At 76.3% G+C, this 12,939-nt stretch carries 15 protein-coding genes; 6 read left to right on the forward strand and 9 right to left on the reverse strand.

The genetic code is table 11. The features are described from left to right. Positions 1 to 49: 49 nt before the first annotated feature. The 6 genes from nusB to soxR all read right to left on the reverse strand — a co-directional run bounded on the left by nusB (position 50) and on the right by soxR (position 3,315). Positions 50 to 466, reverse strand: a complete 417-nt coding sequence (gene nusB / locus ACFQ8Y_RS05505; protein ID WP_430551260.1) for a transcription antitermination factor NusB — start codon at positions 464 to 466, stop codon at positions 50 to 52. A 15-nt stretch (positions 467 to 481) separates the two neighbouring features. Further along, the gene (efp, locus tag ACFQ8Y_RS05510; protein WP_430551259.1) at positions 482 to 1,045 is read right to left on the reverse strand and encodes an elongation factor P; all 564 of its coding nucleotides are present in this window, start codon (positions 1,043 to 1,045) and stop codon (positions 482 to 484) included. A 95-nt stretch (positions 1,046 to 1,140) separates the two neighbouring features. Further along, a complete protein-coding gene (locus ACFQ8Y_RS05515) occupies positions 1,141 to 1,518 on the reverse strand; it encodes a hypothetical protein (RefSeq protein ID WP_430562214.1) in 378 nt (125 codons plus the stop codon). Continuing rightward, positions 1,515 to 2,222: a hypothetical protein gene (locus ACFQ8Y_RS05520; protein WP_430584851.1), complete on the reverse strand. Its 708-nt coding sequence runs from the start codon at positions 2,220 to 2,222 to the stop codon at positions 1,515 to 1,517. Before ACFQ8Y_RS05520 ends, ACFQ8Y_RS05515 begins: the two co-directional genes overlap by 4 nt. Before the next feature lie 84 nt (positions 2,223 to 2,306). Continuing rightward, entirely contained in the window at positions 2,307 to 2,753 is a 447-nt protein-coding gene (locus tag ACFQ8Y_RS05525) for a type II 3-dehydroquinate dehydratase (protein WP_430551256.1), read from the reverse strand. Between the two features lie 82 nt (positions 2,754 to 2,835). After that, on the reverse strand, positions 2,836 to 3,315 hold the full coding sequence (gene soxR / locus ACFQ8Y_RS05530; protein ID WP_430584852.1) for a redox-sensitive transcriptional activator SoxR: 480 nt from the start codon (positions 3,313 to 3,315) through the stop codon (positions 2,836 to 2,838). A gap of 74 nt (positions 3,316 to 3,389) precedes the next feature. Between soxR and ACFQ8Y_RS05535 the strand changes: the two genes are divergently transcribed. From ACFQ8Y_RS05535 to ACFQ8Y_RS05545, 3 genes are all read left to right on the forward strand, one after another. Then, complete coding sequence (locus ACFQ8Y_RS05535; RefSeq protein ID WP_430584853.1) at positions 3,390 to 4,400, forward strand: alcohol dehydrogenase catalytic domain-containing protein; 1,011 nt, start codon at positions 3,390 to 3,392, stop codon at positions 4,398 to 4,400. Continuing rightward, positions 4,397 to 5,743 (forward strand): MFS transporter, encoded by a 1,347-nt coding sequence (locus ACFQ8Y_RS05540; protein ID WP_430584854.1) that lies wholly within the window; start codon positions 4,397 to 4,399, stop codon positions 5,741 to 5,743. Before ACFQ8Y_RS05535 ends, ACFQ8Y_RS05540 begins: the two co-directional genes overlap by 4 nt. A gap of 101 nt (positions 5,744 to 5,844) precedes the next feature. Continuing rightward, entirely contained in the window at positions 5,845 to 7,245 is a 1,401-nt protein-coding gene (locus tag ACFQ8Y_RS05545) for an FAD-binding oxidoreductase (protein WP_430584855.1), read from the forward strand. A 20-nt stretch (positions 7,246 to 7,265) separates the two neighbouring features. On the opposite strand, the gene ACFQ8Y_RS05550 is transcribed toward ACFQ8Y_RS05545, so the two are convergent. Further along, positions 7,266 to 7,619 (reverse strand): iron chaperone, encoded by a 354-nt coding sequence (locus ACFQ8Y_RS05550; RefSeq protein ID WP_430562220.1) that lies wholly within the window; start codon positions 7,617 to 7,619, stop codon positions 7,266 to 7,268. 91 nt (positions 7,620 to 7,710) lie between these two features. Here ACFQ8Y_RS05550 and sigJ point away from each other — a divergent pair, with 91 nt between their 5' ends. Further along, entirely contained in the window at positions 7,711 to 8,772 is a 1,062-nt protein-coding gene (gene sigJ / locus ACFQ8Y_RS05555) for an RNA polymerase sigma factor SigJ (protein ID WP_430584856.1), read from the forward strand. Here the strand turns inward: sigJ and ACFQ8Y_RS05560 are convergent. Continuing rightward, the gene (locus tag ACFQ8Y_RS05560) at positions 8,711 to 10,180 is read right to left on the reverse strand and encodes an MFS transporter (protein ID WP_430584857.1); all 1,470 of its coding nucleotides are present in this window, start codon (positions 10,178 to 10,180) and stop codon (positions 8,711 to 8,713) included. The two genes, sigJ and ACFQ8Y_RS05560, sit on opposite strands and share 62 nt — an antisense overlap. Positions 10,181 to 10,278: 98 nt before the next feature. Between ACFQ8Y_RS05560 and ACFQ8Y_RS05565 the strand changes: the two genes are divergently transcribed. Both ACFQ8Y_RS05565 and ACFQ8Y_RS05570 read left to right on the forward strand, forming a co-directional pair. Beyond that, on the forward strand, positions 10,279 to 11,388 hold the full coding sequence (locus tag ACFQ8Y_RS05565) for an alpha/beta hydrolase (RefSeq protein WP_430584858.1): 1,110 nt from the start codon (positions 10,279 to 10,281) through the stop codon (positions 11,386 to 11,388). Next, the gene (locus ACFQ8Y_RS05570) at positions 11,385 to 12,191 is read left to right on the forward strand and encodes a glycerophosphodiester phosphodiesterase (RefSeq protein ID WP_430584859.1); all 807 of its coding nucleotides are present in this window, start codon (positions 11,385 to 11,387) and stop codon (positions 12,189 to 12,191) included. Before ACFQ8Y_RS05565 ends, ACFQ8Y_RS05570 begins: the two co-directional genes overlap by 4 nt. Before the next feature lie 12 nt (positions 12,192 to 12,203). Here the strand turns inward: ACFQ8Y_RS05570 and ACFQ8Y_RS05575 are convergent, their stop codons facing one another. Further along, positions 12,204 to 12,926 (reverse strand): ArsR/SmtB family transcription factor, encoded by a 723-nt coding sequence (locus ACFQ8Y_RS05575; protein ID WP_430584860.1) that lies wholly within the window; start codon positions 12,924 to 12,926, stop codon positions 12,204 to 12,206. Positions 12,927 to 12,939 lie beyond the last annotated feature (13 nt).

The following is a 12,939-nucleotide window of genomic DNA, read 5'->3' on the forward strand; positions in this document are numbered from 1 at the left end:
CATCCGGGCCCGGATGCGTGCGCCACCGCCTGTGGGGCGTCGAGACGCGTCAGATCAGCAGCGTCGGCTTGATGTCGACCAGCCGGCCCAGCAGGCCGTTGACGAACGACGGCGAGTCGTCCGTCGAGAGCTGTCCGGCGAGGTCGACCGCCTCGTCCACCGCGACGGCGTCGGGGACGTCGTCGTTGTAGAGCAGCTCCCAGGTGCCGATCCGCAGCAGCGCGCGGTCGACCGCCGGCATCCGCTCGACGGTCCACCCCTGCGAGTAGGTCGCCAGCAGCTCGTCGATGCGCTCGCGGTGGGTGGCGACACCCTCCACGAGGTCGACCGTGTACTGCGGGACGGCGGCCTCGGTGTGCGGCTCGATCACCCGGTCGGCGACGAGCACCTGCGGGTCGATCCCCCGCTGCTCCGCCTCGAAGAGGATGTCGACGGCGCGCTTGCGCGCCTTGGTGCGTGCACCCATGTCAGCAGGCGCCCGTCAGTCGTTCACGCGGCCCAGGTACGACCCGTCACGCGTGTCGACCTTGACCTTGGTGCCCTGCTCGAGGAACAGCGGGACCTGGATCTCCGCGCCCGTCTCGAGGGTGGCGGGCTTGGTGCCGCCGGTGGAACGGTCGCCCTGCAGGCCCGGCTCCGTGTAGGTGATCTCCAGGACCACGGACGACGGGAGCTCGACGTACAGCGGCGTGCCGTCGTTGGACGCGACCATGATGTTCATGCCCTCGAGCATGTAGTTCGCCGCGTCGCCGACGGTGGCGGCGGGCACGGTGATCTGGTCGTAGGTGTCGGTGTCCATGAAGACGTAGTCGGCGCCGTCCATGTACAGGTACTGGAAGTCGCGGCGGTCCACGTTCGCGGTCTCGACCTTGGTGCCCGCGTTGAAGGTCTTGTCGACGACCTTGCCGGACAGCACGTTCTTCATCTTCGTGCGGACGAACGCGCCACCCTTGCCCGGCTTGACGTGCTGGAACTCGATGATCGACCAGAGCTGACCGTCGATGCGGAGCACGGTGCCGTTCTTGATGTCGTTGGAGGTAGCCACGTTTCTTGTTCGTCCTCGGGGTCGGGTACGGAGCGGAAGTCGTGCGGATGTCGTGCGGATGTCGACGTGCCGGGCCGCAGAGAGCCCGGAACATTCTACAGCGCGACCAGGAGCACGTGCCCCGCGATCCCGACGGCGGCCGACCATGCGAGCGACGCCAGCGTCCCGACCACGAACCGCTCGCTCGCGACCGGGTGCTCGCGCAGCTCCGAGAACCGGCCGAGCCCCTTGACCGCGACGACGACGGCCACGCCCTCCGGGTAGCCCGCGAGCAGCGAACCCGTGACGCACAGCCGCTCGAGCAGGCCGATCCAGGTGCCGCCGCGCAGCACGGCGACCGCCTCCGCCGCGGCCTGCGGCTCCCGCTCCGCGTGCCGCAGCACCCACGGCACGAGCCAGGCACCACCGCCCACGCTCGCGCCCAGGCCGACGAGCCACACCGCGACGTCCGCCGCCACCGCTCCGAAGCTCACGCGCGCTCCTCCCCTGCCTCGCCGTCCGGGTCGTCGTCCGGGTCGTCGTCCAGGTCATCGTCCAGGTCGGCACCCGCGGCCCGCAGCAGGCGCGCCGCGAGCGGCCGGACGGCCGCGTCCTCGGCCCACAGCGCGGCACGCAGCCGCTGGCTCACCGCCTGCTCGCTGACCCCCAACGCGGCCGCCGAGGCCCGCTGCGGTGCCGGGCCCCGCTGCGCGACGAGCGTGTCGACGGCCTCCCACCCCGCCGCGGAACGCCGCGCCACGACGGCCCCGAGCAGATGCAGGAGCGCCTGCGCGTCCGCGGCGACGGTCGAGCGCGGCTCCTCGTCCGGCCCCACCACGGCCAGTGGCACGCTGCCGCGCCCGCGCCGCTTCGCCCGCTCGACGGCCGCCCGGGCCCGCACGAACGCCGGGCCGGAGGCCGCCCTCGACTCCGCCGGCAGCGGCCGGTCGACCGCGCCGAGGCCGATCCCCACGGACCATCCGCCGTCGCGCACCAGGTCGAGGACGACGTCGACGGCCAGCGCCGCGCCGTCGTCGTCCGCGGACAGCGCGCCCTGGAGCTCGTCGCCCACCGTGCGGTCGAAGGGCAGCAGCACTCCCGGCCGTCCGTGCGCCCGCGCGGCGACGAGCGCGAGAGCCTCGGGCACGCGGTCGGGACCCCGGGTGCTGCGCCGCTGGTCCGCGGTGACGACGATCATGAATCAACGCTACGGCCTTGTGAGGTCCGCGACAAGTCTCAGGACTTGTTCACTGTCAAGCCTGGACCCTGGAGAAGGAGGAGTTCAGGACTGGAGCTTGTGCGCGAGGGCGCCGAGTGCCAGCCGGTAGGAGTCGAAACCGAAGCCCGCGATCGTGCCCGTCGCGATGCCGGCCACCACCGAGTAGTGCCGGAACGACTCGCGCGAGGCGGGGTTCGACAGGTGCACCTCGACGAGCAGCAGCCCGGAGGACGTCACCTGGGCGGCGGCGTCGCGCAGCGCGTAGCTGTAGTGCGTGAACGCCGCGGGGTTGAGCACCACGTGCGCGCGGGCGTCGACGGCCTCGTGCAGCCAGCCCACGAGCTCCGACTCGTCGTCGGTCTGGCGCACGTCGACGGTGACGCCCAGCTCGCTCCCCCAGACGGCGGCCTCCCGCTCGAGGTCGGACATGGACGCGTGGCCGTAGATCTCGGGCTCGCGCACGCCGAGCCGACCGAGGTTGGGACCGTTGAGGACGAGGACGTGAGTCATGGCCCGAGGGTACGGCGGCACCACGGCGGCCGTCCTGGCCGTCCGCGCTCGCGCCACCGGTCGTCCGGCCGCCCCGGTCGGGTCAGTCCGTCTCGTCGACGAGCAGCCGGCGCGGGCCCGGGCCGTCGTCGCCGAGCGCGTCGTGCGGGTTGGCGAGCACGCACCGGCTCAGGGACAGGCATCCGCAGCCGATGCAGTCGGTGAGGTCGTCCCGCAGCCGCTCGAGCTGCTCGATGCGCGCGTCGAGGTCCGTGCGCCAGGCCTTGGACAGCCGCTCCCAGTCGCGGACGTTCGGGGCGCGATCGGCGGGCAGGGTCTCCAGCGCCTCGGCGATGCGCGCCAGCGGGATGCCGACCCGCTGGGAGACGCGGATGAACGACACCCGGCGCAGGACGTCACGTCGGTAGCGCCGCTGGTTGCCGGAGGTGCGGCGGCTGGCGATCAGGCCGCGCCGCTCGTAGAAGTGCAGGGCGGAGACGGCGACGCCGCTGCGCGCGGCCACCTCGCCGACGGACAGCTCGACGTGGTCCCACGGGACCTTCTCGGTCGCATGCTCCGGCACGATCGGTGTCCTTCCCCGCGCGGCGGCCTCCCGACCCTTGACCTCAACCATAGTTCAGGTCACAGCATGACGGGATGGACGCCATCCGCCACCACACCTACGGCCCGCCCGAGACCCTCGTCCTCGAGCAGGTCCCCGACCCCGTGCCCGGCCCCGGCCAGGTGCTCGTCGCCGCCCGCGCGCACGGCGTGCACCTGCTGGACACCACCCTGCGCCGCGGCGAGGCCACCGGTCCCCTGCCCGCGCCTCGCCTCCCCGCCATCCCCGGACGCGAGGTCGCGGGCACGGTGGTCGCGGTCGGCCCGGACGTCGGGGACGACCGGCTCGGGGTCCGGGTCGCCGCCCACCTCGGCGCCACGCCCGACGGCGGCGGGTACGCGCGCCTCGCCGTCGCGCCCGTCGACGCCCTGCACCGCCTCCCCGACCGGCTCGACCTGGCCGACGCCGTCGCGATGATCGGCACCGGCCGGATGGCGCTCATGACGCTGGAGGTCGCGCGGCCGTGTCCCGACGACGTCGTGGTGATCACCGCCGCCGCAGGTGGCCTCGGCTCCCTGTTCGTCCAGTCGGCGCTCGACGCGGGCGCCCGGGTCCTCGCCCTCGCCGGCGGGCCGCGCAAGGTCCGCGCGGTCCGCGGGCTCGCACCCGACGCCGGGCAGCGGCTCGCCGTCGTCGACGTCGCCGGGGACGGCTGGCCCGCCGCCGCGCGGGCCGCGCTCGGCCGGCTGCGCGCGGCCGCCGCGACGGTCGTGATCGACGGCGTCGGGGGCGACCTGGGCGCCGAGGCCGCGGCCCTCCTCGGGCCCGGCGGTCGGCTCGTCGTGCAGGGCTGGGCCTCCGGGAGCCCGAACCCCGTGGCCGCGAGCGCCGTCACCCCGGCGGGCGACCCGGTCGAGGTGCGAGCCGTCGTCGGGCCCGGCGCCCCCGCGTTCGGCGACCTGCGCGCCTACCAGCGACGGGCCCTGGAGCGGGCGGCGTCGGGCGAGTGGCGCGTGCTCACCCATCGGGTGGCGTTCGCCGAGGCGGCACGGGCGCACCGGGAGCTCGAGGAGCGCCGCACGATCGGCAAGGTGGTGCTCGGATGACCGGCGCGTCCGTCGAGGGTGCGGCCGACGGGTCGCGCGACGGGCTGCTGGGCGTGCGGGCGCAGCGCACGGTGCTGACCGGCATGGTGGCGTACGTCGCGCTGGGGGCGTTCGAGTCCCTGGCGGTCTCGACGGCGATGCCGACGGTGGCCGCCGAGCTGGACGGCCTGCGCCTGTACACGCTCGCGTTCGCGTCGGGGTCCGCCGCGGGGGTCGTGGGGATGCTGGTCGCGGGCCGGTGGACGGACCGCCGCGGGCCGACGCCGCCGCTGCTGGCGGGGATCTCGCTGTTCCTCGCGGGGCTGCTCGTCGCGGGGCTGGCGCCGAGCATGCCGGTGCTCCTGGCCGGTCGCACCGTGCAGGGCGCGGGCAGCGGCATCGAGGGGGTCGCGATCTTCGTGCTGGTGGCGCGCGTGTTCCCCGCGGAGCGGCGGCCGAAGGTCTTCGCGTGGTTCGCGGCCGCGTGGGTGGTGCCGGGGGTCGTGGGCCCGCTGCTCGCCGGGGCGATGACGCAGTACCTCGGGTGGCGGTGGGTGTTCCTCGCCGTGCCCGCGCTGGCCGTGCCCGCCCTGCTGGCCCTGCGGCCGGCGCTGGCGGCGGGGCGCACGCGGGGCTCGGCCGGACGGGTCGCCGACGACGGCGGGGACGCGGCGTCGTGGCGGGACGTCGTGGGCCAGGTGCTGCGCGGCGCGCGCGGGCTGGGGACGGTCGTGCTGGTGCGGGCGCTCGTGGCCGCCGCGTTCGTGGGTGCGCAGGTGCTGCTGCCGCTCGCGCTCGTCCGCGAGCGCGGTCTCGCCCCGGCGTTCGCCGGGGCGGTCCTCACGCTGCACGTCCTCGGGTGGTCGGCGGGGTCGTGGGCACGCGGTCGCGGGCTCGGAGGCCTGTCGCACGCGGGGTTCCTCCGCGTCGGCGGCATCTCCCTCGCGCTGGGGACCGCGGGTGTCGCCCTGCTGGTCGTCCCCGGCGTGCCCCTGGCCGCCGCGGCCGCGCCGTGGGTGCTGAGCGGGCTCGGGATGGGACTGATGTTCCCCACCCTCAACCTGCTCGTCCTCGAGCTCGCGCCGCCGTCGGCGCAGGGCGTGTCGATGTCGGTGCTCCAGGTGGCCGACGCGGCGGCGTCCGCGCTCGCGCTGACCGGCACGGGCGCGCTGCTGTGGGCCCTGCACGACCGGGTCGGCGCGGCCGCGTACGCGGTGTGCCTCGGCCTCTCCGCGGCGCTCGCGCTGACCGCGGCCGTGCTGGCCGGTCGTACCCGACCCGGCGCCGTCACGAATTCCGTCGCATTCCCGTCGGGTGTACGGGATGCTGCCGATGAGGATGTGCTCCCCGCCCGGTCCTCCTGAGTGCACCCCCGGGCGAGCTCTGGTGCTTCCCCTGCTCGTCCGCACGGACCGGGCCGCAGACCGGTCCGGTCCCCGTACCGTCGTCCCGACGAGGAGTCACGATGTCTCAGCCCTCGAATCCCCCCACGCCCGCCGTCCCGGTCGACGCGCTCCGCACCGCTCTCGGCGACGCGACGCCCGTCGTCGCCCCGGACGACGACGGCTACCACGCCGCCCGCGCCATCGAGCCCGGCGGCGTCGAGCAGCGCCCGGCGGCCGTCGTCCGGCCCGCCGACACGGACGCCGTGGTCCGCGCGGTGCGCGTCGCGCGCGACGCCGGCGCCGAGGTCTCCGTCCGCTCGGGCGGGCACTCGGTCTTCGGTCTGGGCGCCGCCGACGGCGCGCTCACCCTGGACCTGCGCGGTCTCGACTCCTTCGAGCTCGACGTCGACGGCCGCACGGCCTGGGCCGGCGGCGGCATCACCGCGGGCGCGTACTCGCGCGCGGCCGGGCAGCACGGCCTGGCGACCCCGTTCGGCGACACCGGCACCGTCGGCGTCGGCGGCATCACGCTGGGCGGCGGCGTCGGTCTCCTGTCGCGGTCGCTCGGCATGACCATCGACAGCCTCCTCGGCGCGGAGGTCGTGACCGCGGACGGCGAGGTGGTGCGCACGGACGCGGACCGCGAGCCCGACCTGTTCTGGGCGCTGCGGGGCGGCGGAGGCAACTTCGGCGTCGTGACACGGTTCCGGTTCGCCCTGCACGAGGTGTCGCAGGTGGTCGGCGGAGTGCTCCTCCTGCCGGCCACGCCCGAGAGCGTGGCGGGGGTGGTCGCGGCCGCTCAGGCCGCGCCCCCGGAGCTGACGATGGTCGTCATGGTGATGCCGGCGCCGCCGATGCCGATGATCCCCGCGGAGCACCACGGACGTCTCGTGGTCATGGCCAACGCGTGCTGGTCCGGCCCGCTCGACCAGGCGGACGCCGCCCTGGCCCCGCTGCGCGACGTCGCCGCCCGCGCCGGCGGCGCGCTGCTGGACGGCCTGCGCGCCGCGCCCTACCCCAGCCTGCTGGAGGGGGGCCCGGAGGGCGGCCCGCTCGTCGCGACCGGGCGCACGTTCCTCGCCGACGGGCTCGACGAGGCCGCCGCGGCGCACCTCCTGGAGCAGCTGGAGGGGTCCGACGCGCTGATGCGCGCCGCCCAGCTGCGGGTGCTCGGCGGCGCGGTGTCGGACGTCCCCGCCGACGCGACGGCCTATGCCCACCGCGGTGCGCGCCTGGTGGGCAACGTCGCCGCGGTCGCGCGCGACGCGGCCGGCGCCGCCGGGTACACCCCCTGGGTCGAGGCACTGGCCGACCGCCTGCGCGGCGCGGAGGGCGCGTACGTGAACTTCAGCCTCGACGGCGGGCTCGACGCCGCGCGGGCGGCCTACCCGGGCGCCACCTGGGAGCGGCTGCGCGACGTGAAGCGCCGCTACGACCCGCAGAACCGGTTCCGCGGCAACGTCAACGTGCCACCGGCGTAGCAGGCGGACGAGAGGGACGGTCAGCGGGCCCGCGCGTCGATCTCGTCGCGGCGCGCGAGCACCAGCCGGTCGACGACGTCGTCCGGCAGAGGGGCGTCGGGCTGGAAGGAGACGGACCCCTTGGTGGTGCGGAACCCGCCCAGGTCGCCCGCGAGCGCCGCGACGACGTCGGGGCTGAAGGGGTAGAGGCCCACGTGCGTGCGCGTGACCACGGCGCTCACCAGCGGGCTGCCGCGGTACCGCAGCGCGGGCATGCCGTAGCTGCGGCCCTCCTCGACGTCCGGCACGAGGGCCCGTGCCCGCTCGTAGACGCGCGCGACGGCGTCGCGCTCCGCTCCGGTCAGGGTGGCCAGGTAGTCCTCGACGTCTCCCACGGGTCCATCGTGGGGTGCGGCGTCACGTCTCGCCACGCCACGTCGTCGGCAGTGCGGGGCGGAACGCCCGCCCCGCGGAAGGATGGGCAGCATGCCACGCACGGACACCCCCGCCCGACGACGCACCGGGCATGCGACCGAGCCCCGCACCGACCTGGAGGACCTGCGCCGGGTGGCGTTCGGCGCCGCGTACCGGATGCTGGGCAGCGTCACGGAGGCGGAGGACGTCGCCCAGGAGGCCATGCTGCGCGTGGCACCGGTCGGGGCGGTGGACCCCGCGGTGATGAACCCCGCCGCGTACACGACGACGGTCGCGACCCGGATCGCGCTGGACGTGCTGCGCTCGGCGCGGGTGCGGCGCGAGTCGTACGTCGGCGAGTGGGTGCCCGAGCCGCTGGTCGGGGACGTGGTGGCGGCCGGGTCGGCGGGGCGCGAGGCCGCCGCGCACGCGGAGCTGGCGGACGACCTGTCGACGGCCTTCCTCGTGCTCCTGGAGACGCTCACGCCGGCGGAGCGGGCCGCGTTCCTCCTGCACGACGTGTTCGGCTTTCCCCACCGCGAGTCGGCCCAGGTGATCGGGACGACGGAGCTGGCCGCGCGGCAGCTCGCGTCACGGGCGCGGCGCAGGGTCGCGGCCCGGCGGGAGGCGGAGTCCGGGGCGAGCGCCGGGGCGGCCAGGACCGACCCGCACGCCGCGGAGCTGGTGCGGCGGTTCATCGCGGCCACGGAGGAGGGCGACGTCGACGCGCTGGTCGAGCTGCTCGCCGACGACGTGGCGCTCACCGGGGACGGCGGCGGCAACGTGCCGGCGGGGCTGGCGGTGTCCCGCCCGGTGTCGGGGAACGTGGCGGTGGCCCGGCTCCTGTCGGGGTTCGCGCGGCGGGGCGCGCCCGCGCGCATCGAGGCGACCGTCGTCAACGGCGCTCCGGGCATGATCGCGTACGCCGACGAGTCCGTCGGCGGCGGCGTCATCGGCACGTACGCGGTGCAGGTCGTGGGCGGGCGCATCACCCGGATCGACGGCGTCATCAACCCGGACAAGCTGCGCCACCTGGCGCCGCTGGCCGACCTGGAGGCGGTGGCCGCCGAGATCAGGGCAGCGGGGCAGCGACGTCGGGCCGCGCAGGCTCCCGACGGCCCACCGTCACCTTGAGCATGAGCACGAGGCCCACCAGGATCACGGCGACGATGCCCAGGGTCCCCCAGATGGTGGCGCCCGTGAGCGCGATGAGCAGCGTCCACATCGAGGGAGCGAGGAACGAGACCGCGCGGCCCGTCGTCGCGTAGAGGCCGAAGATCTCCGACTCGCGCCCGGCGGGCGCGACCCGCGCCAGCAGGGAGCGGGACGCGGCCTGCGCCGGGCCGACGAAGCAGGTCAGCGCCAGCCCCGCCACCCAGAACACCGCCGCCCCGAACGGGTGCAGCGCGACGACGAGCAGCCCGCACACCACGAGCCCGGTGAGCGAGCCGATGATCACCGCGCGGGGCCCGAACCGGTCGTCGAGGCGCCCGGCGACGATCGTGCTGAGCCCGGCGAGCAGGTTGGCGGCGATGCCGAACGCGATCACCGCGTCGTCGCCGAACCGGAACGACACCGCGGCGATGACGGCGCCGAACGTGAACACCGCGGACAGGCCGTCGCGGTAGACGGCGCTCGCGAGCAGGAACCAGAAGGTGGGCCGCTCGTGGCGGTACAGGGCGACGACGTCGCGCACCAGGACGACGTACCCGGCGAAGAAGCCGACGCGCGGGCGGTCCTCCGCGGGCGGCGCCTCGGGCACGTAGCGGAACAGCGGCCAGGCGAAGGCCACGGCCCACAGGGCGCAGCCCAGCGCGATGACCCGGTAGGCCAGGCCGTCGTCGGTGGGCATGCCCCACCAGTCGAACGTCTGCGCCACCACGACGAGGACGAGCGCCACGATCCCGCCCAGGTACCCCAGCCCCCACCCCAGCCCGGACACCCGGCCCACGGTGCCGCGCGTCGACACCTGCACGAGCATGGCGTTGTAGTTCACGCCGGCGATCTCGCTCGACACGCTGCCGAGGGACACCAGGGCCGCGCCGAGCACGAACCAGGCCGGGTCCGCGCGGACGGCGAAGAGCGCCGCCATCGCCAGGACCATGACCAGCGTCGCGCCGCCCACCCAGGCCTTGCGGCGTCCCTCGACGTCGGCGCGACGCCCCAGCACCGGCGCGAGGAGCGCCACGAGCAGGCCCCCGATCGTGATCCAGAGCCCCAGCCCGCTGGTGAGCCCGGCCAGGGCGCGCTCGTGCACCGGGTCCGTCGCGGGCAGCGCGGCCACCTCGGGCGTCAGGAACGCGTCGCTCGTGAGGTACAGGGCCGTGAAGACGAACGTCACGATCACGGTGTTGAACGGCTGGGTGGCCCAGTCCCACATCGCCCAGGAGACGACCTGGCGGCGCGGCACCGGCGCCTCCGCGACGCCCGGCCTCGCCGCGCCGTCGTGCCGCGGGCCGTGAGGTGAGGCGTGCGGCGACCCGGGCGATGCGGTGGGCGCGGCGTCGGGTACGGGTTCCGGCACCGCCGGTCGGTCGCTCATGAGGCGCAGTCTGCCCGACGCGGGCGCCCGGCGGGAGGGGCGCGTCGCACCGCGGTCGACGGCGCGCCGCGACCGACGCCCGCGGATACGATCGCGCCGTGCACGCCCCCGCCCCGCGCCCGCCCCGACGCCCCGGTCCCGCCGGGCGGTGGCGGCCCGACCGGCTCCTCGGCCCGGCCTTCGAGGAGCGGCCGCTCGGCCCCGCGACCCTGGTGCGGGCCGTCGACCGGCCGGCGCGGCCGCGCGCCGTCGTGCTGCACGTGCACGGGTACAACGACTACTTCTTCCAGGCGCACCTCGCCCGGGCGTTCGTCGACGCCGGCCTGGCGTTCCACGCCGTCGACCTGCGCCGCGCGGGGCGCTCCCTGCTCGACGCAGGCCCGGGGGCCGACGACCCGCTGCCCCCGCACTACGTCGCGAGCCTGCGCGAGGCGGGCGCCGACCTGTCCGCCGCGGCGCACGCCGTCCGGGAGCTCGAGCCGGGCCTGCCGCTCGTGGTGCACGCGCACTCGACGGGCGGCCTGAGCGCGGCGCTGTGGGCGCACGCCGTCCGTCACGACCCGGCGCACGGGCCCGACCTCCTGGTGCTGAACTCGCCGTTCTTCTCCCTCAGCGGCTCCCGGCTCGCGGACGCGGGCCGCTCCGCGGTGCTCGAGGTCCTGGGCCGACGTCGCCCGCTCGCCGTCGTCAGCGCGCACCCCTCCGAGTACGCCACGGCCCAGCACGCCTCCCACGGCGGCCGGTGGGACTTCGACACGACGCTCAAGCGCCCCGAGGGGCTCCCGGCGCGCGCCGGCTGGCTCCGCACGGTCACGCGCGCGCAGGCCCGCCTGGCCCGCGGTCTCGCCGTCCCCGGGCCGGTCCTGGTCGCTCGCAGCGACACCTCCGGCCCCGACCGGCCCGACAACCCGCTTCTCGACGCGCAGGACACCGTGCTCGACGTCGGCCGGATCGCGGCCCTGACCCCCCGGGTCGGGCCCGACACGACCCCGCTCGTCGTGCCCGGCGGCGTGCACGACCTCGCCCTGTCCGCCGACACGCCGCGGCACGCCTATCTCGACGGCGTCCTGGCATGGCTCGCCGCCCGCCTGCCGCAGGCCCGCCCGCCGGTCCCCGGGACCCTGACCGCCGGCGCCGACGACCTCCGCGACACCGACGACACCCGCGACACCCGCGACACCGTGCGCGAGGAAGAGACGCAGCCGTGAGACCTGTCCCCGCGCACCCGTACCTCGACCCCCGCGGCGCCGACGGCGCGCCGCTGGCCGTCGTCGCGCTGGCCCACCGCGGCTTCTCGCACGGCCGGGAGAACCTGGAGAACTCCCTGGCGGCGTTCGCCGCCGCGGTCGACCTGGGCTTCCGCTACGTCGAGACGGACGCGCACGGCACCGCCGACGGCGTCGCCGTCGCCCTGCACGACGCCTCCCTCGACCGCACCACCGACGCGACCGGGCGGGTGGCCGACCTGCCGTGGTCGGTCGTGCGGCACGCACGCATCGGCTGCAGCGAGCCGGTCCCGCGCCTCGACGACGTGCTCGGCACCTGGCCCGACCTGCGGGTCAACATCGACGTCAAGGAGGACTCCGGGGTGGCGCCGACCGCCGAGGCGATCGAGCGCACGGGCGCGCACGACCGGGTCTGCGTCACGTCGTTCGACGTCGGGCGCCGCCGCGCGACCCTCGCCCGCCTGTCCCGCCCGGTCGCGACGTCGGCCGGGCGCCGCGAGGTGGCGCGCTTCCTCGCCGGGGCCCGCCTCCGGGTCGACGCGATCACCCGCCGCGCGCTGCGCGACGTGGACGCCCTGCAGGTCCCCGTCTCCGAGGGCCGCGTGCCGGTGGTCGACGCGAGGACGGTCGCCGCCGCCCACCGCGCCGGGCGGCAGGTGCACGTGTGGACGATCAACGCTCCTGGGGAGATGGGTCGTCTCCTCGACCTTGGCGTCGACGGGATCGTCACCGACCGCGCCGACCTGCTGCGCGACGTGCTCGTCGCGCGCGGCCTGTGGGACTGAGCGTCCCGCCCGTCAGGCCCGGCCGCGTCCGGCGCCCCCGCCGGCCGGGGCGAGCTCGACGCCCCAAGCCTCGCGCACCACGGCCTGCCCGCTCGGGGTGAGCCGCAGCCCCCGCCCGGTCGTCCGCGCCACCCACCCCGCGCCGAGGAAGCGGGTGCCGACGGCGGCGCCGAGCGCGCCGGCCAGGTGCACGCGCCGCTCGGTCCAGTCGACGCAGGCCCGCACCGTGGGACGGCGGGCGCGGACGGCCGCGTCGACCTCCACGCCGAGGTCGCGCAGCCCGCGGGCCCCGGCGTCGGTGAGCACGAGCGACTCCCCGACCAGCCACCCGGACGCCACCCACGCGCCGGTCAGCCCCACACCGAGCCGACCCGCGAGATGGTCGTAGCAGAACCTCGCCTCCGCCAGGCGGTCGGCCTCGCGGCTGCGGCGGTACCCCGTCACGGGCGCCGGTCCCGTCAGGCCGCCGAGCGCCTCCAGCGCATCCGCCACCTCCGGGCCCGCGAGCTCGTAGTACCGGTGACGCCCCTGCGCCCGTGAGGTCACCAGGCCGGCCTCGAGGAGCACCGCGAGGTGCTCCGACGCGGTGGACGCCCGCACGCCGGCCGCGCGGGCCAGCTCCCCCGCCGGGCGGGCGGTGCCGTCCATGAGCAGCCCCAGGAACACCGACCGGGCCGGCGCGGCGAGCGCACGCCCGACGGCGGTGAAGTCCCGGTCCCGCCCGTCACCAGCCATGGCCCCGACGATA

Source organism: Isoptericola sp. NPDC056605, from assembly GCF_042792795.1.
Classification (GTDB): domain Bacteria; phylum Actinomycetota; class Actinomycetes; order Actinomycetales; family Cellulomonadaceae; genus Isoptericola.